The 25,354-nt window shown below is 65.2% G+C and carries 25 protein-coding genes; 16 read left to right on the top strand and 9 right to left on the bottom strand.

Going from position 1 to position 25,354, the window contains the following annotated elements:
• Window positions 1-144 precede the first annotated feature (144 nt).
• The 6 genes from QNN98_RS05395 to QNN98_RS05420 all read left to right on the top strand — a co-directional run bounded on the left by QNN98_RS05395 (window position 145) and on the right by QNN98_RS05420 (window position 8,200).
• Window positions 145-1,794: a peptide ABC transporter substrate-binding protein gene (locus QNN98_RS05395; RefSeq protein ID WP_227925036.1), complete on the top strand. Its 1,650-nt coding sequence runs from the start codon at window positions 145-147 to the stop codon at window positions 1,792-1,794.
• A 136-nt stretch (window positions 1,795-1,930) separates the two neighbouring features.
• Window positions 1,931-2,857, top strand: coding sequence for an ABC transporter permease (locus QNN98_RS05400; RefSeq protein ID WP_227925035.1), 927 nt, complete (start codon window positions 1,931-1,933; stop codon window positions 2,855-2,857).
• Complete coding sequence (locus QNN98_RS05405) at window positions 2,850-3,803, top strand: ABC transporter permease (protein WP_227925034.1); 954 nt, start codon at window positions 2,850-2,852, stop codon at window positions 3,801-3,803. The genes QNN98_RS05400 and QNN98_RS05405 overlap by 8 nt, the downstream gene beginning before the upstream one ends.
• A complete protein-coding gene (locus QNN98_RS05410) occupies window positions 3,800-5,494 on the top strand; it encodes an ABC transporter ATP-binding protein (RefSeq protein WP_283996453.1) in 1,695 nt (564 codons plus the stop codon). The genes QNN98_RS05405 and QNN98_RS05410 overlap by 4 nt, the downstream gene beginning before the upstream one ends.
• A 337-nt stretch (window positions 5,495-5,831) precedes the next feature.
• Window positions 5,832-7,754: a translational GTPase TypA gene (gene typA / locus QNN98_RS05415; protein WP_227925033.1), complete on the top strand. Its 1,923-nt coding sequence runs from the start codon at window positions 5,832-5,834 to the stop codon at window positions 7,752-7,754.
• A 62-nt stretch (window positions 7,755-7,816) separates the two neighbouring features.
• Complete coding sequence (locus QNN98_RS05420) at window positions 7,817-8,200, top strand: hypothetical protein (RefSeq protein ID WP_227913599.1); 384 nt, start codon at window positions 7,817-7,819, stop codon at window positions 8,198-8,200.
• A gap of 73 nt (window positions 8,201-8,273) precedes the next feature.
• Here QNN98_RS05420 and QNN98_RS05425 read toward each other — a convergent pair whose 3' ends face one another.
• Entirely contained in the window at window positions 8,274-8,510 is a 237-nt protein-coding gene (locus QNN98_RS05425; protein WP_283996454.1) for a putative acetyltransferase, read from the bottom strand.
• A 156-nt stretch (window positions 8,511-8,666) separates the two neighbouring features.
• Between QNN98_RS05425 and fdxA the strand changes: the two genes are divergently transcribed.
• From fdxA to QNN98_RS05440, 3 genes are all read left to right on the top strand, one after another.
• Complete coding sequence (fdxA, locus tag QNN98_RS05430; protein ID WP_283996455.1) at window positions 8,667-8,990, top strand: ferredoxin; 324 nt, start codon at window positions 8,667-8,669, stop codon at window positions 8,988-8,990.
• Window positions 8,987-10,168: a succinyldiaminopimelate transaminase gene (gene dapC, locus QNN98_RS05435; protein WP_227925032.1), complete on the top strand. Its 1,182-nt coding sequence runs from the start codon at window positions 8,987-8,989 to the stop codon at window positions 10,166-10,168. Before fdxA ends, dapC begins: the two co-directional genes overlap by 4 nt.
• A 184-nt stretch (window positions 10,169-10,352) precedes the next feature.
• A complete protein-coding gene (locus QNN98_RS05440; protein ID WP_227913602.1) occupies window positions 10,353-11,645 on the top strand; it encodes a citrate synthase in 1,293 nt (430 codons plus the stop codon).
• A 99-nt stretch (window positions 11,646-11,744) separates the two neighbouring features.
• On the opposite strand, the gene galE is transcribed toward QNN98_RS05440, so the two are convergent.
• Genes galE through dapD form a run of 3 tightly spaced genes read right to left on the bottom strand, consistent with a single transcriptional unit; the run spans window position 11,745 to window position 14,678 of the window.
• The gene (galE, locus tag QNN98_RS05445) at window positions 11,745-12,761 is read right to left on the bottom strand and encodes a UDP-glucose 4-epimerase GalE (protein ID WP_283996456.1); all 1,017 of its coding nucleotides are present in this window, start codon (window positions 12,759-12,761) and stop codon (window positions 11,745-11,747) included.
• A gap of 55 nt (window positions 12,762-12,816) precedes the next feature.
• Window positions 12,817-13,686 (bottom strand): transglycosylase SLT domain-containing protein, encoded by an 870-nt coding sequence (locus QNN98_RS05450; protein WP_229957578.1) that lies wholly within the window; start codon window positions 13,684-13,686, stop codon window positions 12,817-12,819.
• An 11-nt stretch (window positions 13,687-13,697) separates the two neighbouring features.
• Window positions 13,698-14,678 carry a 2,3,4,5-tetrahydropyridine-2,6-dicarboxylate N-succinyltransferase gene (dapD, locus tag QNN98_RS05455; RefSeq protein ID WP_283996457.1) on the bottom strand — a complete coding sequence of 327 codons (981 nt, stop codon included), beginning with the start codon at window positions 14,676-14,678 and terminating at the stop codon, window positions 13,698-13,700.
• A gap of 33 nt (window positions 14,679-14,711) precedes the next feature.
• Between dapD and dapE the strand changes: the two genes are divergently transcribed.
• Window positions 14,712-15,803, top strand: coding sequence for a succinyl-diaminopimelate desuccinylase (gene dapE / locus QNN98_RS05460; RefSeq protein ID WP_283996458.1), 1,092 nt, complete (start codon window positions 14,712-14,714; stop codon window positions 15,801-15,803).
• Between the two features lie 129 nt (window positions 15,804-15,932).
• Here the strand turns inward: dapE and QNN98_RS05465 are convergent, their stop codons facing one another.
• The 4 genes from QNN98_RS05465 to QNN98_RS05480 all read right to left on the bottom strand — a co-directional run bounded on the left by QNN98_RS05465 (window position 15,933) and on the right by QNN98_RS05480 (window position 19,309).
• Window positions 15,933-16,814, bottom strand: coding sequence for an amino acid ABC transporter permease (locus QNN98_RS05465; protein ID WP_227913607.1), 882 nt, complete (start codon window positions 16,812-16,814; stop codon window positions 15,933-15,935).
• Complete coding sequence (locus tag QNN98_RS05470; protein ID WP_227913608.1) at window positions 16,811-17,488, bottom strand: amino acid ABC transporter permease; 678 nt, start codon at window positions 17,486-17,488, stop codon at window positions 16,811-16,813. The genes QNN98_RS05465 and QNN98_RS05470 overlap by 4 nt, the downstream gene beginning before the upstream one ends.
• Before the next feature lie 100 nt (window positions 17,489-17,588).
• A complete protein-coding gene (locus QNN98_RS05475; RefSeq protein ID WP_283996459.1) occupies window positions 17,589-18,440 on the bottom strand; it encodes a glutamate ABC transporter substrate-binding protein in 852 nt (283 codons plus the stop codon).
• 113 nt (window positions 18,441-18,553) lie between these two features.
• Entirely contained in the window at window positions 18,554-19,309 is a 756-nt protein-coding gene (locus QNN98_RS05480; RefSeq protein WP_227913875.1) for an amino acid ABC transporter ATP-binding protein, read from the bottom strand.
• Between the two features lie 172 nt (window positions 19,310-19,481).
• On the opposite strand from QNN98_RS05480, the gene QNN98_RS05485 reads away from it, so the two are divergent.
• The 6 genes from QNN98_RS05485 to QNN98_RS05510 all read left to right on the top strand — a co-directional run bounded on the left by QNN98_RS05485 (window position 19,482) and on the right by QNN98_RS05510 (window position 24,459).
• Window positions 19,482-20,252 carry an LOG family protein gene (locus QNN98_RS05485; RefSeq protein WP_227913610.1) on the top strand — a complete coding sequence of 257 codons (771 nt, stop codon included), beginning with the start codon at window positions 19,482-19,484 and terminating at the stop codon, window positions 20,250-20,252.
• A gap of 31 nt (window positions 20,253-20,283) precedes the next feature.
• Window positions 20,284-20,646, top strand: coding sequence for a DivIVA domain-containing protein (locus tag QNN98_RS05490; protein WP_283996460.1), 363 nt, complete (start codon window positions 20,284-20,286; stop codon window positions 20,644-20,646).
• Window positions 20,643-21,218 (top strand): DNA-3-methyladenine glycosylase I, encoded by a 576-nt coding sequence (locus QNN98_RS05495; protein WP_227913612.1) that lies wholly within the window; start codon window positions 20,643-20,645, stop codon window positions 21,216-21,218. Before QNN98_RS05490 ends, QNN98_RS05495 begins: the two co-directional genes overlap by 4 nt.
• Window positions 21,211-22,488, top strand: a complete 1,278-nt coding sequence (locus tag QNN98_RS05500) for a hypothetical protein (RefSeq protein WP_283996461.1) — start codon at window positions 21,211-21,213, stop codon at window positions 22,486-22,488. Before QNN98_RS05495 ends, QNN98_RS05500 begins: the two co-directional genes overlap by 8 nt.
• 147 nt (window positions 22,489-22,635) lie before the next feature.
• Complete coding sequence (locus QNN98_RS05505) at window positions 22,636-22,803, top strand: DUF3117 domain-containing protein (protein WP_227913614.1); 168 nt, start codon at window positions 22,636-22,638, stop codon at window positions 22,801-22,803.
• 9 nt (window positions 22,804-22,812) lie between these two features.
• Window positions 22,813-24,459, top strand: coding sequence for a leucyl aminopeptidase family protein (locus tag QNN98_RS05510; RefSeq protein WP_283996462.1), 1,647 nt, complete (start codon window positions 22,813-22,815; stop codon window positions 24,457-24,459).
• Here the strand turns inward: QNN98_RS05510 and QNN98_RS05515 are convergent.
• The gene (locus tag QNN98_RS05515; RefSeq protein ID WP_227913616.1) at window positions 24,456-25,091 is read right to left on the bottom strand and encodes an O-methyltransferase; all 636 of its coding nucleotides are present in this window, start codon (window positions 25,089-25,091) and stop codon (window positions 24,456-24,458) included. The genes QNN98_RS05510 and QNN98_RS05515 overlap by 4 nt on opposite strands.
• Window positions 25,092-25,354 lie beyond the last annotated feature (263 nt).

Consider the following 25,354-nt stretch of genomic DNA (forward strand, 5'->3'; position numbering starts at 1 on the left):
CCGCCCCCGCAAAGCACCCCCTCTTTGTTACCGTCCGGAAACAAGTTGGGCTTATGCTTTTGGCTTTGTGAGTCGGTTCACCATTTGGCGGAGCCGCAACACCGGCGTCATTCACGCCGGAACCGAACAGAACTAGGAGGCGGAATGCGCGTCACACGCACTTCCAAAATGCTGAGCGTAGCGGCCGTTGCCGCACTTGCGCTGAGCGCCTGCGGTGGAGGATCCGACGAATCGGCCGAAGGCTCAGGTGAGACCGAGGGCAACAGCACCGCGATCATCACGGCCAACGGCACCGAACCGCAGAACCCGCTGATGCCGGTCAACACCAACGAAGTTGGCGGCGGACGCATCATGGACCTGCTCTTCGAAGGCCTCGTCAGCTACGACGCCGACGGCAACACTGTTAATGAACTCGCTGAGTCCATCGACACCGAAGATTCCCAGACGTACACCATCAAGGTGAAGGCTGACCAGAAGTTCACCAACGGCGAGGCCATCACGGCCAAGTCCTTCGTGGACGCCTGGAACTTTGGCGCAGCCGCCAAGAACGCCCAGCTGAACTCGTACTTCTTCGAGAGCATCGAAGGCTACGACGAGGTCAGCGCAGAAGGCGCTGAGGCCGACACCATGAGCGGCCTGACCGTTGTTGACGACAACACGTTCACTGTGAAGCTCAGCCAGCCCGAGTCCGACTTCCCGCAGCGCCTTGGCTACACGGCCTTCTTCCCGCTGCCGGCTGAAGCCGTCACGGATCCGGCCAAGTTCGGCGAGACTCCGGTCGGCAACGGCCCGTACATGCTCGCCGGCGACGACGCCTGGCAGCACGAGGTCCAGATCGAACTGGTCACGAACCCGGACTACACCGGAAGCCGCGTTCCGCAGAACGGCGGAGTGACCTTCAAGTTCTACTCCTCGTTCGACGCAGCTTACGCTGACCTGCAGTCCAACAACCTGGACATCCTGGACACCATGCCCAATGCTGCCCTGAAGACGTTCAAGACTGACCTGGGTGAAGGCCGCTACTCCGAAAAGGCGTACGCCGGCAACCAGACCATCACCATCCCCGGTTACCTGCCGGCGTTCTCCGGCGAAGCCGGCGAGCTGCGCCGCCAGGCCATCTCCATGGCCATCAACCGCGACCAGATCACCGATGTTGTCTTCTCCGGTTCGCGTGAGCCGGCCAAGGACTTCACCGCTCCGGTGATCGAGGGCTACAGCGACAGCATCCCCGGCAACGAGGTGCTCGAATTCAACGTGGAGAAGGCCAAGGAACTGTGGCAGAAGGCAGACAAGATCTCGCCGTGGCCCGCAGATGAAACCTTCACCATTGGCTACAACGCCGACGCAAACCACAAGGAATGGGTCGACGCCGTCGCCAACGGCCTGAAGAACAACCTCGGCATCAAGGCTGAAGGCAAGCCCTACGCAACCTTCAAGGAACTGCGCGCAGACGCTACCGCCAAGACCCTGAGCGGTGCCATCCGCACCGGCTGGCAGGCTGACTACCCGTCGCTGAACAACTTCCTCGGCCCGCTGTACGGCACCGGTGCAGGTTCCAACGACGGCGACTACTCGAGCGAAGAGTTCGACAAGCTGCTGGGCGAAGGCCTTGCCGCTTCCACTCCGGAAGACGGCGCAAAGATCTTCAACCAGGCACAGGAAGTCCTGCTCAAGGATCTCCCCGTCATCCCGCTGTGGTACCAGGTGGCACAGTCCGGCTGGAGCGAGAACGTGGATAACGTTGAGACCGGCTGGAACGGCGTTCCGGTTTACTACAACGTCACCGCCAAGTAGCAGAATCTAGACCGACCCAACCGGGACCCGGCCAAAAGGCCGGGTCCCGGTTTGTATTCGGGTTCTTACCCCCAAGAACAGGCATACAAAAAATGCGAGACCACAATCCCCACAAGCTGGCCGGAGGCCACCCCTGATGGCCGGCTACGTCATTCGACGGTTCCTTCAAATGATCCCCGTTTTCTTCGGGGCCACTTTCCTTGTTTACTTCCTGGTGTTTTCCCTTCCGGGCGACCCGATTGCAGCACTCTTCGGAGACAAGCCGGTCAACGAAGCCGTTGCCGCACAGCTGCGCAGCCAGTACAACCTGGACCAGCCCTTCATCGTCCAGTACCTCCTGTACCTGAAGAACCTGGTCACCTTCGATCTGGGCGTTGACTTCTCCGGCCGCCAGGTGACCGACGTCCTGGCCCAGGCCTTCCCGGTCACGATCCGCCTCGCCATCCTGGCCCTGATCTTCGAAGCGGTCTTCGGCATTGCCTTCGGCCTGATTGCCGGCCTGAAGAAGGGCAAGATCTTCGACAGCACGGTCCTGGTTGTATCCCTGATCGTGATCGCCATTCCGGTCTTCGTGCTCGGCTTCCTGCTGCAGTTCCTGGTGGGTGTGAAACTCCAGTGGACGTCCCCAACGGTGGGCGGCGACGCCGGGTTTACGGACCTGATACTGCCGGCGCTTGTGCTCGGCCTGGCGTCCTTCGCCTATGTGCTGCGCCTAACCCGTACCTCGGTGATTGAAAACATGAACGCCGACTACGTGCGCACCGCCACCGCCAAGGGCCTTTCCCGCCCGCGCGTTGTCACGGTGCACATCCTGCGCAACTCGCTGATCCCCGTGGTGACCTTCCTCGGAGCAGACCTGGGTGCGCTGATGGGCGGCGCCATTGTCACCGAAGGCATCTTCAACGTCCCCGGAGTGGGACAGCGACTTTACCAGTCCGTCGTCAGGGGAGAGGGTCCCACGATCGTCTCGATCGTCAGCGTTCTCGTTTTCGTCTACGTGATCGCCAACCTCCTTGTAGACCTCCTGTACGCCTGGCTTGATCCGAGGATCCGTTATGAATAAAGACACCACAAGCATCGAGCACTATGTTGCTCCGCTGGAGGAAACCCCTCTGGCCGCAACTGACAGCGTCAAGGATGACGTGCAGCCGCTGAGCCTTTGGGGGGAGGCCTGGCGGAACCTGCGCCGGCAGCCGCTCTTCATCATCTCGGCGCTGCTGATCCTGCTGATCCTCACCGTGGCAGCCTTCCCGGGCCTGTTCACCAGTGCGTCCCCGGATGAAGGGTGCCTGTTGGATAATTCCGACGGCGGACCAACGGCCGGGCATCCGCTCGGCTACACCTTCCAGGGCTGCGACGTGTACGCCCGCGTTATCTACGGCGCACGTGCCTCCGTGCTGGTCGGCCTGCTGACCACCATCGCCGTCGTTATCATCGGCGGAATCCTGGGTGCGCTGGCAGGGTACTACGGCGGCTGGCTGGACGCTGTCCTGGCCCGCCTCGGCGACATCTTCTTCGCGCTCCCGCTGATCCTCGGCGCCATCATCATCATGCAGCTGCCCGCGTTCCGCGAGAACCGGACCACCCTGACGGTGGTCTTCACGCTGTTGATCTTCGGCTGGCCCCAGGTTGCCCGCATTACCCGCGGCGCTGTGATCTCGGTCCGCAATGCCGACTTCGTGGTGGCCTCCCGCTCACTGGGCGTCTCGAAGTTCTCGGCGCTGATGAAGCACGTCATCCCGAACTCGATGGCACCGGTAATCGTTATCGCCACCATCTCGCTGGGCACCTTCATTGTTGCCGAGGCCACCCTGTCCTTCCTGGGCATTGGCCTGCCGCCCAGCATCATGTCCTGGGGCAATGACATTTCGGCTGCCCAGACCTCGCTGCGGTCCAATCCGTCAACGCTGCTCTGGCCTGCTGCCGCCCTGTCCATTACCGTGCTGAGCTTCATCATGCTCGGTGACGCGGTCCGTGATGCTCTTGATCCGAAGGCGCGCAAACGATGACCACCAATACTGAAGAAACGGCTGTTCAGCCGCTGCTTGAAATCCGCGACCTTGCCATCACGTTTGCCACGGCAAACGGCGACGTCGAGGCCGTCCGCGATGCTCACCTGACCATCATGCCCGGCGAAACCGTGGCCATTGTGGGGGAGTCCGGTTCGGGCAAGTCGACGACGGCCCTCGCGGCCATCGGCCTGCTTCCAGGCAACGGACGCGTCAGCTCCGGACAGATCCTGTTTGACGGCGAGGATGTTTCCAACGCCAGTGCCAAGCGGATCCAGGAACTGCGCGGCAACTCCATCGGCATGGTTCCCCAGGACCCCATGTCCAACCTGAACCCGGTATGGAAGATCGGTTTCCAGGTCAAGGAAACACTGCGGGCCAACGGCCTGCCGCACGCTCCGGCGGATATCGCCAAGGTGCTGGAGCAGGCCGGACTGCCCGACGCCGCGCGCCGGGCCAAGCAGTACCCGCACGAGTTCTCCGGCGGCATGCGCCAGCGCGCGCTGATCGCCATTGGCCTTTCCTGCCGGCCGCGCCTGCTCATTGCCGATGAGCCGACGTCGGCCCTGGACGTTACCGTGCAGCGGCAGATCCTGGACCACCTGGGCACCCTGACCGATGAACTGGGAACAGCAGTACTGCTGATTACGCACGACCTCGGCCTGGCCGCAGAGCGTGCACAGAAGGTAGTGGTGATGTACAAGGGCCGCGTGGTGGAAGCCGGGCCGGCCCTCGAAATCCTCACCAACCCGCGCCACCCCTACACGCGCAAGCTGGTGGAGTCGGCCCCGTCGCTGGCCTCCAAGCGGATTGACTCCGCCAAGAGCCTGGGCCTGCAAAGCGCGGACCTGCTGACCTCCGAAGACGAGGACAAGCTGAAGGCCGCGGACAACGTTATTGAGGTCAAGGACCTGACCAAGGTCTTCAAGCTGCGCAGCGGCATTGGCCGGTCCACGGATTTCACCGCCGTGGACAACGTGTCCTTCAACATCAAGCGCGGCACCACCACGGCCGTGGTGGGCGAGTCCGGTTCGGGCAAGTCAACGGTGGCCCGCATGGTGCTGAACCTGGAGACGCCTACCAGCGGTTCCATCCTGTTCAACGGGGTGGACATGACCACGCTGAACAGCAAGCGCCTGTTCGAGTTCCGCCGCCGGGTGCAGCCGATCTTCCAGGACCCGTACGGGTCCCTGGACCCGATGTACAACATCTTCCGCACCATCGAAGAACCGCTGCGGGTACACAAGATCGGCGACGCCAAGAGCCGCGAGGCCAAGGTCCGCGAACTGCTTGACCAGGTGGCCCTGCCGTCCTCGGTGATGCGCCGCTTCCCGAACGAGCTCTCCGGCGGACAGCGCCAGCGCGTTGCGATTGCCCGCGCGCTGGCACTGGATCCCGAAGTGGTTATCTGCGACGAAGCCGTCTCGGCACTGGACGTGCTGGTGCAGGCCCAGATCCTGAACCTGCTCGCTGACCTGCAGTCGGAATTGGGGCTGAGCTACCTGTTCATCACCCATGACCTGGCCGTAGTGCGCCAGATTGCCGACTACGTCTGCGTGATGGAAAAGGGCAAGCTCGTGGAAACCGGTTCCACGGACGCCGTCTTCGACGCGCCCCAGCAGGCCTACACCCAGGCCCTGCTGGCAGCCATCCCGGGCTCACGCCTGGAACTGCCGCCGGCAGTCGCCTAACAGCGCACTGCAGAACTGCACGGAAGGCGGGGAGCCCCAACGGGTTCCCTGCCTTCTGCGTCTGTGCGTCCGGCTGTGCGACCCAGCTGTGAGACCCCGCTGTGAGACCCCCGCCCTGCCCCGGATTTGCGCCCTCGGTGAAGCCGCATTAGGGCAGACATGGTATTGCGACTAGAATGTTAGCGTGCCCGCTGACGGCGGGGCCTTCGGTGGATTCTGACTGGTGATTGAGCAAGAGATTGAATCAGCATTCGTACAGAACAGCCGGATACGCCGGAGCCCCTCCGGTGGAAAAGAAACACCCCGAACTGATCTCCTATGAATTGAGTCCTCACGCATGTCAGAAACCAACACGGCTGTAAACAGCGCAGTGCGAAGCGACCTCCGCAACGTTGCTATTGTGGCCCACGTTGACCACGGTAAGACGACCCTCGTCGACGCCATGCTGAAGCAGACGAACTCGTTTGCTGCCCACGGAGACGTGGAAGACCGCGTGATGGACTCCGGTGACCTGGAGCGCGAAAAGGGCATCACCATCCTGGCCAAGAACACCACGGTGTTCTACAACGGCCCGGCTGCCAACGGCGAAACCATCACCATCAACGTCATCGACACCCCCGGCCACGCCGACTTCGGCGGCGAGGTCGAGCGCGGCCTGTCCATGGTCGACGGCGTTGTGCTGCTGGTGGACGCCTCTGAAGGCCCGCTGCCCCAGACCCGCTTCGTGCTGCGCAAGGCACTTGCCGCGAAGCTGCCGGTAGTCCTGCTGGTCAACAAGACCGACCGTCCCGATGCCCGGATCGACGAAGTCGTCAGCGAGTCCATGGACCTGCTGCTCGGCCTGGCCTCCGACCTCGCGGACGAAGTTCCGGACCTGGACCTTGACCTGATCCTGAACGTTCCCGTTGTCTACGCCGCAGCCCGCGTCGGTGCTGCTTCCCTGGAGCAGCCGGCCGACGGCGAAGCACCCGCGAACGACAACCTGGAGCCGCTGTTCCAGACCATCCTGGAGCACATCCCCGCTCCCACGTACGATCCCGAAGGCGTCCTCCAGGCGCACGTTACCAACCTGGACGCCTCGCCGTTCCTGGGCCGCCTGGCCCTGCTGCGTATCTTCAACGGCACCCTGCGCAAGGGCCAGATGGTTGCATGGGCCCGCCACGACGGAACCATGAAGACGGTCAAGATCACCGAACTGCTGGCCACCAAGGCACTGGACCGTGTTCCCACCGAATCCGCCGGCCCCGGTGAAATTGTCGCCGTCGCCGGTATCGAGGACATCACCATTGGTGAAACCCTCACCGACGTGGACAACCCGAAGCCGCTGCCGCTGATCACCGTGGATGACCCCGCCATCTCCATGACCATCGGTATCAACACCTCGCCGCTCGCCGGCCGGGTCAAGGGTGCCAAGGTCACGGCCCGCCAGGTCAAGGACCGCCTCGACAAGGAACTGATCGGCAACGTGTCGCTGAAGGTCCTTCCGACCGAGCGTCCGGACGCCTGGGAAGTACAGGGCCGCGGCGAGCTCGCCCTGGCCATCCTGGTGGAGCAGATGCGCCGCGAAGGCTTCGAACTGACTGTCGGCAAGCCGCAGGTCGTCACCAAGCTCATTGACGGCAAGGTCAATGAGCCGATGGAACACATGACCATCGACGTACCCGAGGAATACCTCGGAGCCGTCACGCAGCTGATGGCAGTCCGCAAGGGCCGCATGGTCAACATGTCGAACCACGGCACCGGCTGGGTCCGCATGGAATTCATCGTCCCCGCCCGCGGCCTGATCGGTTTCCGCACCAAGTTCCTGACGGAAACCCACGGCGCAGGCATCTCCTCGTCCATCGCCGAGGGCTACGAGCCGTGGGCCGGTCCGATCGAATACCGCACCAACGGTTCGCTGATCTCCGACCGCTCCGGCGTCGTTACCCCGTTCGCCATGATCAAGCTGCAGGAACGCGGTTCCTTCTTCGTGGAGCCCACTTCCGAGGTTTACGAAGGCATGATCGTCGGCGAGAACTCCCGCGCCGATGACATGGACGTGAACATCACGAAGGAAAAGCAGCTCACCAACATGCGTGCTGCGTCCTCGGACACCTTCGAGAACCTGACACCGCCGCGGAAGCTCACCCTGGAAGAGTCGCTCGAATTCGCCCGTGAGGACGAATGCGTCGAGGTCACACCGGAATCGATCCGCATCCGCAAGCTGGTCCTGAACGCCAACGACCGTGCGAAGGCCAACCGCGCACGCGCCAAGGCCTAGTCATCACCGCAACGGCCGACACCGGCAAGAGGCCCCCGCGCTGGCGGGGGCCTCTGGTCGCCGTGCTGGGCGGAATCACGGCGGCTGTCCTCGGCACCTCGCTGCATAACCAAGTGGTGTATGCCGGCGACACCGGGCTTCCGGTCGGCGCAGTGCTGGCGGTGGTGTTCAGCTGCGCTGTGGCGCTGCTGGCCGGCCTTTGGCAGCGCAGCGCAGCGGTCAGTGCCGCCGCCGGCGTCATCACGTATCTGCTGCTGGGGCTGTTCTCCCTGGACCTGCTCAACGAGGCCCCGCTGATCGTGACCGGCGCTGCTGCCGAGGAGCAGCCGCCCGTTGTTACAGCGGGACTGGTGTGGCTGTTCGGCCAGGCGGTAGCCACGGTTGGCGCTGTCCTGGCCTGCACCCGGGTGCTCGCCCGGGACCGGGCCGCCGCCAAGGCTGCCTAGCGCAGCCGGAAAAGCGTGTAAGAGCGGCAAAGGCCGCCGGAACAACTGTTCCGGCGGCCTTTGCCGTTTTTTCTCAGGACCTGCGGGGAGTGCGGCGCGGGGGAGGCGGCGGCACGGTTTTGGCGGCCGTGACCAGCGGGTAGGCAATAACGACGTCGCCGCGCCGGGTCGCTACTGTGCATTCGGTATCGCCCACGGCCCCCAGTGTGCCCAGGGCGTCGGTGAAACCGCCGTCGATCCGGTAGCGCACCACCACGCGGACCCCCGGCTGCAGGCTGCGCAGCAGGGCTGCCGGTTCGGAAAAGTTCATTGAACCATCCTATGCGGCGGGTCCCAGACCGGACCCGGGCCGTGCGCCGGGCCGTCCCGGCTGGGAGATAATGGCTTCGGCTACTAACGTGGAACCAACACCCAGCGGAACCGCCGGCCTCCGGCAGGCGGGACGCAGATCAGGAAGGCAAGGGACGTGACGTACGTAATTGCGCAGCCGTGCGTAGATGTGAAAGACAAGGCATGTATCGAAGAATGCCCCGTGGACTGCATCTACGAAGGTGAACGCTCCCTCTACATCCACCCGGACGAATGCGTGGACTGTGGCGCCTGTGAACCTGTATGCCCGGTAGAGGCCATTTACTACGAGGATGACACCCCGGAGGAATGGGCCGACTACTACAAGGCCAACGTCGAGTTCTTTGATGACCTGGGATCCCCGGGCGGTGCGGCCAAGGTGGGCAACACCCATAAGGACCACCCCGTCATCGCTGCCCTGCCTCCGCAGAACCAGGCATGAGCCCGGCAGGATCAAGGGCCTTCGGGCTCGACCTGCCGGAATACCCCTGGGACGCCATGGCCCCGTACCAGCGACGGGCCGCAGAGCACCCTGAGGGTGCCGTGAACCTCTCCATCGGCACGCCCGTTGACCCGACCCCCGCCGTCGTCCGCGAAGCCCTCAGCGCCGCCGCTGACGCGCCGGGTTACCCCACCACCCACGGCACCGCAGACCTGCGGAACGCAGTGGTCGAGTGGTTCGCCCGGCGGCGCGGGGTGCCGGGCCTGGACCCGGCGGACGTGCTGCCCACCATCGGCTCCAAGGAACTGGTGGCCTGGCTGCCGTTGCTGCTGGGGCTGGGGGAGGGGGACGTTGTGGTCCGCCCCGTGGTTGCCTATCCCACCTACGACATGGGGGCGGTCTTTGCCGGGGCGACGGCGGTGGCCGCCGACAACCTTGACGAACTGGACGGGGAAACCCGTTCCCGCGTGCGGCTGGTCTGGGTGAACTCCCCGGGCAACCCCACCGGCATTGTGCGGACTGCGTCCTCGCTGCGCACCCTGGTGGAGCAGGCCCGGGAAATCGGCGCCGTGGTGGCCTCCGATGAGTGTTATGCCGAACTGGGCTGGGGCCCCTGGGACCCCGCACGCGGCGGTGAACCGGTGCCCAGCATCCTTGACCCCCGCGTCAGCGGCGGCAGCAGCAATTCCCTGCTCGCCGTGTACTCGCTGAGCAAGCAGTCCAACGTGGCCGGCTACCGGGCGGCGTTCACCGCCGGCGATCCGGCGATCATCGCCAATATGGTCAACAGCCGCAAGCACGCCGGAATGATTGTCCCCGCCCCGGTGCAGGCTGCCATGGCGGCAGCACTGCGCGACGACGAGCATGTGGCGCAGCAGAAGGACCGCTACCGGGCCCGGCGCGAACAGCTGGTCCCGGCGCTGGAGGGCTTCGGGTTGAAGATCGAGCATTCCGAGGCCGGCCTGTACCTGTGGGCAACCGCCGGTGAAGACACTTGGACAACGGTCTCCCGTTTCGCGGACCTGGGAATTGTTGTTGGTCCCGGTGTTTTCTACGGTGATGCCGGTGCAGGATATGTCCGCATTGCGTTGACCGGTTCGGATGCCGATATCCGTGCCGCGGCGGACCGGCTCTTGGCCGCGGCGGAATTGGACCGCGGGCGGCCCCGGCAGGAATAGTATTAGGCACTGCACCGGAATACCGTCCGTGCCTATGTTGCGCTTGTACAACGGTGCCCGCACCGATTAGTGGTAAGGGCACTGATACCGGTAGCGTTTTAGCGAAATAGTTTAGCGGAATGCACTATGTCCCGTCGGAAGCGGCTACATAGCGGCGGTTTCGAAAACTCCTAAAGGAGACTTAATGACTGAGCAACCCAGTGCCAAGCTTCAGTACGGGGCAAACCCGGAAGACGAGCTTGTGCTGCCCCGCGTTGCCGCAGCGGAGGGAAACGACGGACTCGACGTTTCCAAGCTGCTGAAGCAGACCGGCACCGTTACGTTCGACCCCGGGTTCATGAACACCGCGGCCACCACATCCGCCATCACGTACATCGACGGCGACCAGGGGATCCTTCGCTACCGCGGCTACCCGATTGAGCAGCTGGCCAAGCACTCGAGCTTCCTCGAGACGTCCTACCTGCTGATCTACGGGGAACTGCCGACGCCCGCCGAGCTGGAGAACTTTGACCAGCGGATCCGCCGCCACACCCTGCTGCACGAAGACCTCAAGGGCTTCTTCGGCGGCTTCCCCCGCGACGCCCACCCGATGCCGGTGCTGTCCTCGGCCGTGAGCGCGCTGTCCACGTTCTACCAGGACTCGCTGGACCCGTTCGACGAAGAACAGGTGGAACTGTCCACCGTCCGGCTGATGGCCAAGCTGCCGGTCATTGCTGCGTACGCGCACAAGAAGTCCATCGGCCAGCCGATGCTCTACCCGGACAACTCCATGAACCTGGTGGAGAACTTCATGCGGCTCTCCTTCGGCCTGCCGGCCGAGCCGTATGAAATCGATCCGGACCTGGTGAAGGCCCTGGATCTGCTGCTGATCCTGCACGCGGACCACGAGCAGAACTGCTCCACCTCCACTGTGCGCCTGGTCGGCAGCTCCAACGCGAACATGTTCGCGTCCGTCTCCGCCGGCATCAGTGCACTCTTCGGCCCGCTGCACGGCGGCGCGAATGAAGCAGTGCTGAACATGCTCCGCGACATCCAGGCCACGGGCATGCAGCCGGAAACCTTCATGGAGAAGGTCAAGAACAAGGAAGACGGCGTGAAGCTCATGGGCTTCGGGCACCGCGTCTACAAGAACTACGATCCGCGGGCGAAGATCGTCAAGGCCACCGCCCACGAAATCCTGTCCAAGCTCGGCGGCAACGACGAGCTGCTGGATATCGCCATGCGCCTGGAAGAGAAGGCCCTGGCCGATGATTACTTCATCGAGCGCAAGCTGTACCCGAACGTGGACTTCTACACCGGCCTCATTTACAAGGCCATGGGCTTCCCGGAGAAGATGTTCACCGTCCTCTTCGCCATCGGCCGCCTGCCGGGCTGGATTGCCCAGTGGCGCGAAATGATGCAGGATCCCCAGACGAAGATCGGCCGCCCGCGCCAGCTGTACACGGGCGCCCCCGAGCGGAACTACCCGCAGCGCTGATTGTTCCGGCCGTAAAACGCCAAAAGAGAAGGTCCCCGGATGTTTCCGGGGACCTTCTCTTTTGGTGTTTCGGCGGATTCGGTCCGTCCAGCTGAACCGCTAGGACGCGGCGTAACCCTCGGGGTTGTTCTTCTGCCAGCGCCAGTGGTCCTCGCACATGGTGGCCAGGCTGCGCTCGGCACGCCAGCCCAGGTCCGCGTGCGCTGCGGAGGGATCGGCGTAGCTGACGGCGGCGTCGCCTGGACGGCGGGCCGCGAACTCATAGGGGACATCCCGGCCCGCGGCAGCGGAGAACGCGGTGAGGACCTCGAGGACGGAGGACCCGTTGCCGGTGCCCAGGTTCCAGCGGTGCACTCCGCCGTTGCCGGCCAGGAAGTTCAGGGCGGCGAGGTGGCCCGCTGCCAGGTCCACCACATGGATGTAGTCGCGGACACCCGTGCCGTCCGGGGTGGGGTAGTCATTGCCGAAGACCATGACCTTCTCCCGGCGGCCCACGGCCACCTGCGCCACGAACGGCAGCAGGTTGTTGGGGATGCCGGTGGGATCTTCACCGATCCGGCCCGATTCGTGCGCACCGGCAGGGTTGAAGTAACGCAGCAGCGCAATGTTCCACCGGCCGTCGGCGGCGCCCAGATCACTGAGGATGTCTTCGATCTGTTCCTTGGTGCGGCCGTAGGGATTGACGGCGTCCATGGGGGAGTCCTCGGTCAGCGGGACCTCCTCAGAGGCACCGTACACGGTGGCGGAGGAGCTGAAGACCAGGGTGCGGACGTTGTGCCGGTCCATGGCCCGCAGCAGGTTGATGGTGCCCACCACGTTGTTGTGGTAGTAGTACAGGGGCTTGGCTACGGATTCGCCCACGGCCTTGAGCCCGGCGAAGTGGATAACCGCGTCAATGGCGGCGCCGTTGAAGACCGTTTCCAGCGCTGCTTCGTCCAGCAGATCCGCCTTCACGAACTCGGCCTTGCGGCCGCTCAGCTCCTGGACCCTGCGAAGCGACTCCTCGCTGGAGTTCATCAGGTTGTCCAGGACCACCACGTCATGGCCTGCTTCCAGCAGGGCAAGCGTGGAGTGGGATCCGATATAGCCGGTGCCACCGGTGACTAGAATACGCATGCCCTTAGCCTAATCGGTCGGTCGCCGGGTTCCCCATCCGGCGGTCCGGCGTGCCCTATTCCTCGGGGACGCTGTAGGCGGTGACGGCAACCTGGCCGGCGTCCGCAGAAGACTGCTCCCACACGGAACTGCCCAGCTGCCAGGTGCGTCCGTCGTAGGCCACCGACTCGATGCCGAGCAGTTGGGCATTTGCCACGAACCACTGCGCAACGGACCAGCCGTAGGTTCCCTCGACGTCGGCCAGGTACAGCGGGCCGAGCACCGAGCCGTTCAGCGGACCGTAGATTTCCTCGACGGCGGACGCGCTGGCGCCGGCATCGGCGGAAACCGACGGCGGGCGCAGGGTGCAGGACAACGCGGCAGGAGTCTGGCCGGTAAGGGCGGAGGCGAACGCCCGGGCAGGTCCTTCGTGTTTGGCGTATGCCTCGGGGAAGGCGCTGCGCTGGACGGCCTGGGCGGCGTCGGTAATCGTCAGGTCCAGGTATCCCGGCACCTTCTCCAACCCGTTGTAGAAGGCATTGGCGGCATACACGGGGTCCATGACCTGCTCTTCACTGCCCCAGCCCTGGCTGGGGCGCTGCTGGAACAGGCCGCGGGAGTCCGGGCCGGCGTCGTCCCCGTAATCCAAGTTGCGCAGCCCGGATTCCTGCATGGCGGTGGCCAGTGCAATGGACACGGCGCGCGGCGGCAGGCCGCGGGTCACCGCCACACCGGAAATGATCGAGGCATTGCGTGCCTGTTCCAGGGTCAGCGAGTATTCCGCTCCGCCCACCGACGCGATGCAGCGTTCGGTAATGACGGGGGTTTGTTTTTTGCCGTTCAGGGCCGCCACCGCGAAGAGCGAGACGAACGCGGCCAGGCACAGCCCCAGCAGCAGGACCAGGAGCCGGAAGCTGCGGGTCTCATGCTGCTGGAGCCGTTGCATGCCGGTGCCGCTTAGTTCGCGTGCAGCGCGGAATTCAGCTCCACGGTGCGTCCGTTGCGGGGCAGGGCCTGGACGGCACCGGTCACCGAGTCGCGGCGGAACAGCAGGTTGGGCACGCCGGACAGCTCCGCGGCCTTCACCTGGCGGGGCTCCCCGCCGCCGAGCACCGTGACGCGGGTACCGGCCGTGACGTACAGGCCTGCCTCCACCACGCTGTCGTCGCCGATGCTGATGCCCACGCCGGAGTTCGCGCCCAGCAGGACGCGCTCACCGAGGGTGATTTTTTCCTTGCCGCCGCCGGACAGCGTGCCCATGATCGAGGCGCCGCCGCCGACGTCGGTGCCGTCGCCGACCACCACGCCGGCCGAAATCCGTCCTTCCACCATGGAGGTGCCCAGCGTTCCGGCGTTGAAGTTCACGAAGCCCTCGTGCATCACGGTGGTGCCTTCAGCCAGGTGCGCGCCGAGGCGTACCCGCCCGGCGTCAGCTATGCGCACACCCGAGGGGAGCACGTAGTCGGTCATGCGGGGGAACTTGTCCACGCCGAAGACCGTCACCGGCCCGCGGCTGCGCAGCCGCAGCCGCACGGCGTCAAAGTCCGCGACGGCGCAGGGCCCGTAATTGGTCCAGACCACGTTGGGCAGCGAGCCGAAGATCCCGTCCAGGTTGATGGTGTTGGGGCGGACCAGGCGGCTGGAGAGCAGGTGCAGGCGCAGGTAGGCGTCGGCGGTGCCGGCAGGTGCGGCATCGAGGTCAATCCGGGTGTCCAGCACTTCGCCGTGCGTGCCGCGGATCCCGTCGGCCATCGCCTCGGCGGCGGCCTCCAGTTCACTGTGCAGGGCGGAGTCCGTGGCGGACTCTCCGAGAACCGGGCGGGGGAACCATACATCGAGCACCGCGCCGTCGGCGGCAACCGTGGCGAGGCCGAGGCCGGAGGCAGTGCGGGAGTCCGTGCTTGCTTCAGTGGGGGCTGGGGCAGGGCTTGAAGTCATGGGCCCCAGTCTACCGAGCGGTACTGTGGGAAGGTGACCGATACTGACACAACTTCCCTGGACCTGACCGACGACGTAGCCCGGCTGACGGCAGTCCTGATGGATTTCGAGAGCGTCTCGGGCAATGAAAAGGCCCTCGCCGACGCCGTCGAAACGGCATTGCGCGCCTACCCGCACCTTGAGGTGTCACGGGACGGGGATTCCGTGGTGGCCCGGACCAACCTTGGCCGGACAGAGCGGGTCATCCTCGCCGGCCACCTGGATACCGTGCCCCTGCCGACAGTGCCCGGATCACGGGGAACCGTGCCGTCCTCCCGGGACGGCGACGTCCTGTACGGCCGCGGTGCCACGGACATGAAGGGCGGGGTGGCGGTGCAGTTGGCGCTGGCCGCTGCACTCACCGAACCCACCCGGGACATCACCTACGTTTTCTACGACCATGAAGAAGTCGAGGCCTCCCTCAGCGGGCTGGGCCGGTTGGCCGTCAGCCATGCGGACTGGCTGAAGGCCGATTTCGCCATCCTATTGGAGCCCACCAACGGCACTGTGGAAGGCGGCTGCAACGGCACCATGCGGTTCCATGCCACCACCGCCGGGCGGGCTGCGCATTCGGCGCGGGCCTGGATGGGAGAGAACGCCATCCACGGCGCGGCCGAAATCCTGGTGCGGCTGCGGGACCACACACCGGCCACCGTGTCCGTGGAAGGCCTGGACTACCGCGAATCCCTGAACGCCGTACGGATTTGGGGCGGTACGGCGGGCAACGTTATTCCCGACGCCGCCACGGTGGAGATCAACTACCGCTTCGCCCCGGACAAAAGCGTGGATGAGGCCGAAGCCTACGTGCGGGACCTGCTGGCCGGTTTCGACCTGGTCCGCACCGACGCTGCCGCCGGCGCCCGCCCGGGACTGACCATGCCCGCCGCCGCCAGCTTTGTGGCCGCCGTCGGGGCCGAGCCCAAGCCCAAGTACGGCTGGACCGACGTCGCCCGGTTCAGTGAACTGGGCATCCCGGCGGTGAACTTCGGGCCCGGCGATGCACTGTTGGCCCACACGGACAACGAGCATGTGCATGCCGGCGCGATCCGGGACTGCCTGGCCGCGCTGCGGTCCTGGCTGGGCTAAGCGGCAGCGCCGCCCTGACACCGGAGGAACACAGAAGGGTCCGGGAACACAAAAGGGGAGGACAGGCGATGCCTGTCCTCCCCTTTTTCTTGTGCGTGCTGGGCTACCGGGCTGGGCTACCGGGCTGGGCTACCGGGCACCGGCCGGGGCTTCGACGCCCTCGGGTTCTATGGTGTCTTCAATCTTGAGGAGCTTGCCGGCACGTGCCCCCAAACGCCGGGAGAGGCGCTGGGCGGCGAACGTCAGCAGGAAGTTCAGGAGGATGAAGATGGCCGCGGTGACCAGCAGGGCCGGCAGGATGTTGCCCTCGCCGGAAGCGAGGCGGCGGGCATTTTCGAGCAGTTCGGTGTAGCCGATGAAGGTACCCAGTGCGGAATCCTTGAGGATCACCACGAACTGGCTCAACAGAGCCGGCAGCATCGCAACCAGCGCCTGCGGAATCTCGATGCTCCGCAGCGACTGGCCCGGCGTGAGGCCGATGGCCAGGCCGGCTTCGCGCTGGCCCTTGGGCAGGCCGAAGACACCGGAGCGGACCAGTTCGGCAATCACCGAACCGTTGTACAGGGTCAGCGCAATGACTACTGCCCAGAAGGGAACCTGAGCCGGGTCCACGGACGTGGACTTGGAGAGGAACTGGTAGAAGAACACCATCATCAGCAGCACTGGCACGGCCCGGAAGAATTCCACCACAATGCTGCAGGCCCAGTTCAGCGGCTTGAAGGGGGAGAGCCTGCCGATGCCGAAGAGCAGGCCGAAAACAATGGATGCCACTACGGCAACGGCTGCGGCCTTCAGCGTGGAGAGCAGGCCGGGCAGCAGGTAGAACTGCCAAGTGCTCCACTCAAGGAACGGCGTCCACTTGGCTGCTTCGAACTGGCCCTTGTCCGCCAGCGCCGAAACCACCAGCCACAGCAGTCCGAGGACCAGCAGTACACCAAGGATGTTTGCGAACATGATGGTCCGCCGGGCGCGGGGCCCCGGGGCATCAAACAGGACGTTCTGTGTGCTCATCGTGCCACCGCCAGTTTCTTCGAGGCCCAGGTGGTGAGCAGGCCAATGGGGATAACGATGATGACGTACCCGATGGCGAAGGTCAGGAAGATCTGCGTCATGAGGTTGGGGTAGAACTCGATCATGGTTTTCATGGTGCTGGAGGTCTCCACGGCTACGCCCGCCGTGGCGGCCACGGTGGTGTTCTTGACCAGGGCGATCAGCACGTTGCCCATGGGGGCAATGGCTCCCCGGAAGGCCTGCGGCATGATGATGATCCGTGCCGCAGGCAGGAAGCCCAAACCGATGGCCCGGGCGGCTTCAGCCTGCCCCATCGGGACGGTGTTCACGCCGCTGCGGATGGCTTCGCAGAAGAAAGCCGCGTGATAGATGGTCAGCGAGAGTACCGCCAGCCGGAAGAAGTTGGTGGTGAAGTCCGTGGACAAGCTGATATTCAGCTGCGACCAGAGCGCAAGCGAACCGAAAACCATGATGATGGTCAGCGGTGTGTTCCGGAAGATATTCACGTAGGCGGCACCGAACCACCGCAGGCTGGGGATCGGCGAGATCCGCATCAGTGCCAGAACGGTGCCGAGTATCAGCGACCAGAGAGCCGCCCAGAACGTGAGCTGGATGTTGACCCAGAAAGCGCCGACGACGTCGTACTGCTCGAAGAGGGCAGTAAAACCCTCCATGTTTCACCTCTTTATGGTGGACGAAGCCCGGGCCGGGAAAGCGGGTGGCTTTCCCGGCCGCGGGGTGGAACGGAAGGTGCCGCAGCACCTGTGGAACTGGTTAGGCGCAGGCGTCCATCTTCGGCGGGTTCAGCTCTGCGTTGAAGGTGTAGTCGGCACCCTCGGTGTTCTTCTTGATGGCTTCTTCCCAGGCACCGTCGTCGATCATCTTGGTGATCGCGGCGTTGATGTCCTCACACTTGACGATCCCGCCTTCCTTCGGCAGGCCCACGCCGTACTTCTCCTCGGAGAACGTGTTGCCGACAACCTTGAACTTGCCCTTGTTGGCGTCCGTGGAGGCCAGGCCGGCGAGGATGATGTCGTCAGTGGTCACGGCGTCGATCTGGCCGCCCTGCATGGCAGTCACGCACTCGGCGTAGCTCGGCTGCTCCAGCAGGTTCACGCCCGCGGCGTAGTTGTCCTTGATCTTCTGCGCGGAGGTGGAACCGGTGACCGAGCACAGGTTCTTGCCTTCCAGGTCCTCGGGGCCGGAGATGTCACTGTCGGAGGGGACCAGGAGGTCCTGGCCGGCCACGAAGTACGGACCGGCGAAGGCCACCTTTTCCTTGCGGGTGTCCGTGATGGAGTAGGTCGCGAAGATCATGTCCAGCTGGTCGTTCTCGAGCATGTTCTCGCGCTGCGCGGAGGGGCTGGAAATGAACTCGATCTGGTCTTCGGGGTAGCCCAGTTCGTTGGCCACGTACTTGGCGACGTCCACGTCGAACCCGGTGTACTCGTTGCCGTCCTTGAAGCCCAGGCCCGGCTGGTCGAACTTGATACCGATGCGGATTTTCTCGCCGGCGGATTCGGAGCTGCCGGACCCGGACTCGGAACCGGAATCGCTGCCGCAGGCGGACAGGGTAAGGGCTGCAACGGCAGCAATGGCTGCCGCCGCGTAACGGGTCTTGCGCATGATTTCTCCTTGCATTGCGGTGTCCCGGTGAACGGGGCACCTAGCCTCATAAGGATTTCCCCCAACTGGTGAAACCCCGGTACTGCGGTACTGCCGGTGGTGCGGTGAACTCTCTAGTGCGAGAGGATCTTGCCGAGGAAGTCCTTGGCCCGGTCGCTCTTGGGATTGGTGAAGAACTCCTCCGGGGTGGCTTCTTCGATGATCTGGCCGTCGGCCATGAAGATCACGCGGTCCGCTGCCTTGCGGGCGAAGCCCATCTCATGGGTGACCACCACCATGGTCATGCCGTCCTTGGCCAGTTCCACCATGGTGTCGAGGACCTCGTTGATCATTTCCGGGTCCAGGGCCGAGGTGGGCTCGTCGAAGAGCATCACCTTGGGTTTCATGGCCAGCGCGCGGGCAATGGCCACGCGCTGCTGCTGGCCGCCGGAAAGCTGCGCCGGCAGTTTGTTGGCCTGGTTGGCTACGCCCACGCGTTCGAGCAGGGACATGGCCAGTTTCTTGGCTTCAGCCGGCTTGGATTTGCGGACCTTCACCGGTCCCAGTGCCACGTTGTCCACGATCGACTTGTGGGCGAACAGGTTGAAGGACTGGAAGACCATTCCGACGTCGGCGCGGAGCTTCGCCAGTGCGCGGCCTTCGGCCGGCAGGACGGCGCCGTCAACGGTGATTTCGCCGTCGTCGATGGTCTCCAGGCGGTTGATGGCGCGGCACAGCGTCGACTTGCCGGATCCCGAGGGGCCGATCACGACGACGACCTCGCCGCGGGCAATGTCGAGATTGATGTTCTGCAGGACGTGGAGGTCCCCGAAATGCTTGTTTACGTTCTTCAGCGAAACAAGCGGTGCAGCGGATTCAGGCGCGGACATGCCTGCGGATGTGTCACTGGTCATAAGGAAAATCTAACCAGACATTGTTGCCAGTATGTGTCACGTGCCACGTCGACGGGAAATTGTGACGTAAGAGCAATCAAACCCGGACCTTGAGATCCGATGCGGCCAAGCTCGTTGCCAGCAGCGGGATGGCGGTTAGCCTAGAGGCATGCCTATCAGCGAAGACCCCCGTTCCACGTCCCCGGACCGCCCGCGCAAGCGGGGGATGGTGGAACTGCGCCGGGGTGCGGCCCTGACGCCGCAGTCGGACCGTTTCCTGCTGGACTCCGCCGACGCGACGCATTTCACCCACACCGACCCCTGGCGGGTGCTGCGGATCCAGAGCGAGTTCGTGGAGGGATTCGGCACCCTGTCCGAGCTTGGGCCTGCCGTCAGCGTTTTCGGTTCCGCCCGGAGCGTGCCCGGCTCGCGGTACTACAAGCTCGGTGAAGAAGTGGGCAGGCTGCTCGCTGAAGCCGGGCTGGCCGTGATTACCGGCGGCGGACCCGGATCGATGGAAGCGGCCAACAAGGGTGCCGTGGGAGCAGACGGGCTGTCCGTAGGCCTGGGCATCGAACTGCCCTTTGAAACCGGCCTGAACGAGTGGGTGGACCTGGGCGTCAACTTCCGGTACTTCTTTGTGCGCAAGACCATGTTCGTGAAGTACGCGCAGGGCTTTATTGTGCTGCCGGGCGGGTTTGGCACGTTGGATGAACTGTTTGAGGCAATGACCCTGGTCCAGACACAAAAAGTCACGTCCTTCCCGATTGTGCTGGTCGGCTCCGACTTCTGGAATCCGCTGCTGGACTGGGTCCGGGACAGCCTGCTCGCGGAGGGCATGGTGTCCGAGACTGACCTCAGGCTCCTGCACGTGGTGGACGATCCCTCCGAAGCGGTCCGGCTGATGATCAACGACAGCGCCGGGCACGTCGCGCCCTAGGGGCATCGGGGGCATCTGGCACCATGGTCGTGTGACACTCCTCCTGGTTTTCCTAGCCATTGCCGTCCTGGGCCTGGCGGCCGTACTCGGTGCGGGCAGATTGCGGGCCGGCAGTCCTGCCGAAGCCGCAGCGGACGCTGTACAGGGCCTGCCGGAGCCGGATCCCCGCCTGCCGCCGGTCCTGCTGCCCGAACACCCCGACGCCGGTGACGTGGGCGGGCTCCGGTTCTCCGTTGCCCTGCGCGGCTACCGGATGGACCAGGTGGACGCGGTCCTGGACCGGCTGGCGGAAGCCCTGGCGGCACGCGATGCGAAGATCAGCGCGTTGGAAGCAGGCGCGCGGGAAGCAGGCGCGCGGGAAACAGGCACCGCCCCGGACGGGGACAGGGAATGAGCGCGGTGCCGGGCCCGGACGGACTGGCGCGCTGCGGCTGGGCGCTGGCCACCGAGGACTACATGCACTACCACGACACTGAATGGGGCCGCCCGGTGGTGGGCGAGGCGGCGCTCTTTGAACGGCTGAGCCTGGAGGCCTTCCAGTCCGGACTGAGCTGGATCACCATCCTGCGCAAGCGCGAAGCTTTCCGGGCCGCCTTCGCCGGGTTTGATCCCGTGCGCGTGGCGGCGTTCGACGACGGCGACCGGGCCCGCCTGATGGCCGACACCGGCATTGTGCGCAACGCGGCCAAGATCGACGCGGTGATCGGCAACGCCCGGGCACTGCTGGCACTGCCGGAGGGGGAGAGCCTCTCCGGCCTCCTGGCCGGATACCGTGCCCCGGACGGGCGGCCCGCACCGCAGACGGCCGCCGATATCCCGGCCATCACCCCTGAATCCACGGCACTGGCCAAGGACCTGAAAAAACGCGGGTTCCGGTTTGTCGGACCAACAACCGCCTATGCAATGCTCCAGGCCACCGGATACGTCAATGACCATCTGGCCGGATGCTGGGTGCGCAATGGCTGAGGAATCCGGAGACCACAGCGCTGTTGATGGGCGCACGGAGGGCCCCGGCGGCAGTGCACCCTCGCCGGCCGGGCAGCTCGCCGGCCTGGCGGGTCGGGCGGCCGGCACCCTGGCCCGGTGGCCCTGGTACGCGCAGGTCCTGGCCCTGTGGGCCGCGGCCCGCCTGTTCTCGACCGCTGTGCTGGTTGCCGCGGCCCGCTTCCAGCCGGCCGGGCCCTGGGGCGAGGCGTCGCCGTCGTACGGGGAGTTCATCAACATCTGGGACGCCCAGTGGTATTCGAGGATCTACGAAGACGGATACCCCGCTGCTGTGCCCCGGGACCCTACCGGAAAAGCGCAGGAAAACGAGTGGGCGTTCTACGCGTTGTTCCCCGTGCTGGTCCGTGGCCTCGACGCCCTCACCGGGCTGGGGTGGAACGTGCTGGCACCGGTTGCCGCCACCTTGGCGGGCTTCGCCGCCGCGCTGGTGGTCTACCGGCTGTTCCGGCTGCGGGCACAACACGGGACCGCAATGTGGGGCCTGGCGTTTGTGGCCGTGTTTCCCGTGTCGCCCATCCTGCAGGTTCCCTATGCCGAATCCCTGAATTTGCTGCTGCTGGCCGCAGCCCTGTACCTGCTGGTTTCCCGCCGTTACCTCACCGCCATTCCGGTGGTGGTCCTGATGTGCCTGTCGCGGCCGGTGGGGGTGCCCTTTGCGCTCGCCGTCGGGCTGGTGTTCGTGGTGCGCTTGGCGCGCCGCCGGCACACGGAACCGGCACCCTGGCAGGCCTGGCGGCTGGTTGCCCTGACAGCCGTGTCCGGAGTATCGGCACTGGCCTGGCCGGCGATCGCCTGGGCCTTTACCGGGGACCTGCGGGCGTACACGGACACCGAGAGTGCCTGGCGGTACGGAGACCTGATCCCGTTTAAGCCGTGGCTGACCATGTCGCAGCACCTGTTTGGTTCAGTCTTCGGACCGGTGCTGCTGGCGGTTCTGGTGCTGGCCGCCGCGGTTTACCTTTCGTCAGCGTCCGTGCGCCGCCTGGGACTGGAACTTCAGCTTTGGTGCGCCAGCTACGTGCTTTACCTGCTGGTATTCCTGAATCCGCAAACCAGCACGTTCCGACTGCTGCTGCCCCTGTTCCCGCTGGCCCTTTCCACCGCTTGGCTCAGCCGCTCCAGGGCCTACCGCGGAGCGGTCGCCGCAGCCTTCGCCGTCCTGCAGATTGTGTGGGTTGTTTGGCTATGGAGGTGGACGGAATTACCCGGCGGAGGGGACTATCCACCCTGAGTTGTGGCGCGCAACACACGAAATTTCGTTTGCCCGGTACTTGTACGGAATAATGACAGCAATTGCCGAAGGGATATTTTACTTTCGTCGGCAGCGGATTACAGGTGATCCGGGATAACCGGCGCACTGTGAAAGGGGAAATCTGAAATGGCTGCGATGAAACCACGCACGGGCGACGGGCCCATGGAGGTTACAAAGGAGGGGCGCAGCCTCATCTTGCGGGTGCCGATCGACGGCGGCGGGCGCCTGGTGGTCGAGCTCAACGCAGAAGAGGCGGGCAAGCTGAAAGACTGCCTCTTGGGTGTGACGGGCTAGCCTTAACCCATGCAGTTGCCTCCCAAGCCTTCGTCCAAGACCGGCTCCGTTCCGGCTTCGCCCTTTGTGTCCGCACCGCTGCCGGGAGTCACTGCCCTGGCCGGACTGGACGCACGCACAGGCAGGGCCGGTAACGGCAGCGGACTGCAGCCGGCTGCGGAGGAGCGCGTGGACGTGCTGGCCGTGGCCATCGCCCCGGCTCCCGTGGAGGCAGGACAGGACGATGCGGAAGAGGCGGCGTATCCGGTCCCGGAGCCGCGGCGCGGCGCGGTGGAAGCAGCTGTCCGCTACGGCGCCGACATTGCCGCCCGGGCGCGCAGCGCCAAAGTGACCGGCCGGGCCGGGGAGATCCTCGTGATCGAACCGCCCCGGGATTCAGCAGCCCTGCCCGGCAAACTGCTTTTTGTGGGCACCGGTGACGAATCCCCGGCAGCGCTGAGGCGTGCCGGGGCTGCCCTCGCCCGTGCCACCATGGGCTGCGCAAGGATCCGCAGTTCCGTGGTGGACGGGCTCGGTCCGGACGCACAGGCAGCTTTCCTTGAGGGGTTCCTGCTCGGGGGCTACCGGCCGCCGCGGGCCGGAGTTACCCAGGCGCCGGCCCCGATCGCCGAGCACCTGGAACTGACCGGACTCGAAGCCGGTGCCGCTGCCCGGGCTCTGGCCACCGCCCGGGCCGTGTGGCACGCCCGCGACCTGACGAACACCCCCGCCGATACTGCCACGCCGGAATGGATGGCAGCACAGGCCAGGGCCGCCGCGGTCCGCAGCGGCCTGCAGGTCCGGGTCCGCACCGAGGATGAACTGCGGGCCGAGGGCTTCGGCGGCCTGCTCGCCGTGGGCTCCGGATCCGAGCACCCGCCGCGGCTGGTGGAGGTTGCCTACGTCCCCAAAGTGGAGAAGGCCGCACCGCACGTGGTCCTGGTGGGCAAGGGCATCACCTTCGACTCCGGCGGCATATCGCTCAAGCCGCGGGACGCGATGATGACCATGAAAACGGACATGGCCGGTGCTGCCGCCGTGCTGGCCGTGGCAGAAGCAGCAGCCGAACTTGAACTGCCCGTCCGGGTCACCGCCGTGCTGGCCCTCGCGGAAAATGCCATTGGCGGCGCCGCCTACCGTCCGGCCGATGTGGTCCGGACCTATGACGGCACTACCGTGGAAGTGGGCAACACCGACGCCGAGGGCCGGATGGTGCTCGCAGATGCCCTGGCCTATGCAGCGGCCGAGCTGGCCCCCGACGTGCTGGTCGACGTCGCCACGCTCACCGGTGCGGCTGCCCTGGGGCTGGGCCTGAACCACGCCGCACTGTTCGGCAACGCCCCGGCCTTGGTGGCGGCGCTGGAAGCGGCGGGTAAGACTTCCGGCGACGCCGTGTGGCAGCTGCCGATGGTCCGGGAGTACGCCGGCATCCTGGATTCCGACGTCGCCGATCTGTCCCACATTGCGCCTGTGAAGGCCAAGTTCGGTGCAGGCGCCATTGTGGCCGCACTGTTCCTGGAGAAATTCACCGCCGGAGTCCCGTGGGCGCACGTTGACATTGCGGGTCCCTCCCGTGCCCCGAAGGACAGCCGGGAGCAGACCAAGGGTGCCACCGGGTTTGGCGTCCGCCTGCTGCTGGCGTACCTGGCCGGATACCGTTCCGGCGGCGCCGCCTAGGCGGTTTTGACGGCCAGCAGCAGGCCGTCGCCGGTGGGCAGCAGCGCCGAGGCAAGCTCCTCGTTTTCCCGGATGGCCTTGCCGACCTTGCGCATGGTGTTGGTGGTTGCTTCGCGGACCGCCGGGTCGGCAACCTTGCCGTGGTCCAGGGCGTCATTGACCACCAGCAGCCCGCCGCGCTTGAGCAGGCGCACGGCCTGGGTCACATAGAGCGGGAAGGACGGCTTGTCGGCGTCGATAAACACCATGTCATACGCAGCGTCCGTGAGCCGGGGGAGGACCTCCGCGGCCCGCCCCGAGATGGTCCGGGTCCGGTTGCCCGGAATCCCCGCTTCGGCGTAGGCTTCCCGCGCTGCGCGGAGGTGGTCCACGTCCGAATCAATGGTGGTGAGCACAGCGTTTGAGCCCAGGCCGCGCAGCAGGCACACCCCGGACACCCCGGCGCCTGTACCTACTTCCACTACGGTGGCCGCCTTGCTTGCGGCGGCCAATACGGTCAGCGCGGCTCCCACGCCACTGGACACCGCGCTGACGCCGAGCTCATAGGACCGTTCACGCGCGCGGAGCAGGACCTCATCCTCGGTAGGCAGGGCCTCCGTGTAGGACCAACTGGTCTGCTTGTCGGCGCGCATGTTTTCACTTTCGGTACTGGTGCGGAGGGGGTGCTGCTTCCACAAGCTTAAGGCCAAGCGCAGCCGAACCCCGTACACGCTGCCGGAGCGTCTTGTGCGGGAAGTTCATGCGTGCTAACAGCCAACTCCCAGATTGGTGCGTAAACATTGTTAATCGGTGCTCCGCGTGGTATTTGGGGCCAAGCACGATAGACGCAAGCACAATAGACGCAGTCACGATGCACAGTGACCGTGCACAGTAACGAGCAGGTCCGAGCAGGCTG

The sequence above is a fragment of the Arthrobacter sp. zg-Y1143 genome (assembly GCF_030125565.1).
Classification (GTDB): domain Bacteria; phylum Actinomycetota; class Actinomycetes; order Actinomycetales; family Micrococcaceae; genus Arthrobacter_B.

Excerpts from the sequence above, each read along its gene's own strand:
- QNN98_RS05395 (WP_227925036.1), top strand. The coding sequence starts at position 145 with ATGCGCGTCACACGCACTTCCAAAATGCTGAGCGTAGCGGCCGTTGCC.
- QNN98_RS05400 (WP_227925035.1), top strand. The coding sequence starts at position 1,931 with ATGGCCGGCTACGTCATTCGACGGTTCCTTCAAATGATCCCCGTTTTC.
- QNN98_RS05405 (WP_227925034.1), top strand. The coding sequence starts at position 2,850 with ATGAATAAAGACACCACAAGCATCGAGCACTATGTTGCTCCGCTGGAG.
- QNN98_RS05410 (WP_283996453.1), top strand. The coding sequence starts at position 3,800 with ATGACCACCAATACTGAAGAAACGGCTGTTCAGCCGCTGCTTGAAATC.
- typA (WP_227925033.1), top strand. The coding sequence starts at position 5,832 with ATGTCAGAAACCAACACGGCTGTAAACAGCGCAGTGCGAAGCGACCTC.
- QNN98_RS05425 (WP_283996454.1), bottom strand. The coding sequence starts at position 8,510 with ATGAACTTTTCCGAACCGGCAGCCCTGCTGCGCAGCCTGCAGCCGGGG.
- dapC (WP_227925032.1), top strand. The coding sequence starts at position 8,987 with ATGAGCCCGGCAGGATCAAGGGCCTTCGGGCTCGACCTGCCGGAATAC.
- QNN98_RS05440 (WP_227913602.1), top strand. The coding sequence starts at position 10,353 with ATGACTGAGCAACCCAGTGCCAAGCTTCAGTACGGGGCAAACCCGGAA.
- galE (WP_283996456.1), bottom strand. The coding sequence starts at position 12,761 with ATGCGTATTCTAGTCACCGGTGGCACCGGCTATATCGGATCCCACTCC.
- QNN98_RS05450 (WP_229957578.1), bottom strand. The coding sequence starts at position 13,686 with ATGCAACGGCTCCAGCAGCATGAGACCCGCAGCTTCCGGCTCCTGGTC.
- dapD (WP_283996457.1), bottom strand. The coding sequence starts at position 14,678 with ATGACTTCAAGCCCTGCCCCAGCCCCCACTGAAGCAAGCACGGACTCC.
- QNN98_RS05465 (WP_227913607.1), bottom strand. The coding sequence starts at position 16,814 with ATGAGCACACAGAACGTCCTGTTTGATGCCCCGGGGCCCCGCGCCCGG.
- QNN98_RS05470 (WP_227913608.1), bottom strand. The coding sequence starts at position 17,488 with ATGGAGGGTTTTACTGCCCTCTTCGAGCAGTACGACGTCGTCGGCGCT.
- QNN98_RS05475 (WP_283996459.1), bottom strand. The coding sequence starts at position 18,440 with ATGCGCAAGACCCGTTACGCGGCGGCAGCCATTGCTGCCGTTGCAGCC.
- QNN98_RS05480 (WP_227913875.1), bottom strand. The coding sequence starts at position 19,309 with ATGTCCGCGCCTGAATCCGCTGCACCGCTTGTTTCGCTGAAGAACGTA.
- QNN98_RS05485 (WP_227913610.1), top strand. The coding sequence starts at position 19,482 with ATGCCTATCAGCGAAGACCCCCGTTCCACGTCCCCGGACCGCCCGCGC.
- QNN98_RS05495 (WP_227913612.1), top strand. The coding sequence starts at position 20,643 with ATGAGCGCGGTGCCGGGCCCGGACGGACTGGCGCGCTGCGGCTGGGCG.
- QNN98_RS05500 (WP_283996461.1), top strand. The coding sequence starts at position 21,211 with ATGGCTGAGGAATCCGGAGACCACAGCGCTGTTGATGGGCGCACGGAG.
- QNN98_RS05505 (WP_227913614.1), top strand. The coding sequence starts at position 22,636 with ATGGCTGCGATGAAACCACGCACGGGCGACGGGCCCATGGAGGTTACA.
- QNN98_RS05510 (WP_283996462.1), top strand. The coding sequence starts at position 22,813 with ATGCAGTTGCCTCCCAAGCCTTCGTCCAAGACCGGCTCCGTTCCGGCT.
- QNN98_RS05515 (WP_227913616.1), bottom strand. The coding sequence starts at position 25,091 with ATGCGCGCCGACAAGCAGACCAGTTGGTCCTACACGGAGGCCCTGCCT.